Genomic DNA, 704 nt, shown 5'->3' with positions numbered 1-704 from the left:
CCTTTGCCTTGATCGTTGCTGTGCCGGTGCTTTATGCCAGCAACGACGACAGCGGCCGCAGCAATCGCCTGATTTTGGTGGGCGGCTTGGCATGGGTGGCCCTAGTGCTTTTGAACTGGGGCGTAAGCGTATTTGTGGTGTGAGCCTAARCTTRATTAACTAATTTTTATAAACCAACGGCCATGACCGTTTTTGAAGGCCGGTTTACCGATGCTGCAAACCTAAAGATTGCAGTGGTAGTAGGCCGCTTTAATGATTTAGTAACAGGCAAATTATTGAGTGGTTGCCTTGATTGCCTTGGCCGCCATGGTTTGGATGTGGAACCGAGCAGTAAGCAGGTTGATGTGGCCTGGGTGCCCGGTAGTTTTGAGATTCCATTGGTKGCCCAACGCTTAGCGCGCASYGGYWSCTACAACGTGGTTATCACCCTTGGTGCTGTGATCCGCGGTGATACACCCCATTTTGATGTGGTGGTGGCTGAAGTTAGTAAAGGGGTGGCCGCAGTGGCTAGGGATACTGGGGTGCCTGTGATATTTGGGGTGCTCACCACMGATAATTTGCAGCAGGCCCTCGAGCGGGCTGGCATTAAGAGCAATTTGGGCTGGAGCTATGCGTTGCAGGCCCTAGAAATGGGCAGCTTGCTGCGTGGGTTACCTCAGTAAAATGAAAGTAAATAGAAAGGGCATTGTGCTCGCTGGCGCTGG

Annotated in this window: 2 protein-coding genes; both read left to right on the top strand. The window is 52.2% G+C overall.

What is annotated here, in order from left to right; all coding sequences use genetic code 11:
• The coding region (psbZ, locus tag C7K08_RS14950) for a photosystem II reaction center protein PsbZ (RefSeq protein WP_106501210.1) at positions 1-143 on the top strand (143 nt) is incomplete at its 5' end.
• A gap of 39 nt (positions 144-182) precedes the next feature.
• Positions 183-662 carry a 6,7-dimethyl-8-ribityllumazine synthase gene (gene ribH, locus C7K08_RS14945; protein WP_106501209.1) on the top strand — a complete coding sequence of 160 codons (480 nt, stop codon included), beginning with the start codon at positions 183-185 and terminating at the stop codon, positions 660-662.
• Positions 663-704 lie beyond the last annotated feature (42 nt).

This window comes from Synechococcus lacustris str. Tous, assembly GCF_003011125.1.
Taxonomy (GTDB): domain Bacteria; phylum Cyanobacteriota; class Cyanobacteriia; order PCC-6307; family Cyanobiaceae; genus Synechococcus_D; species Synechococcus_D lacustris.
This window is presented reverse-complemented; position numbering and strand designations above follow the sequence as displayed.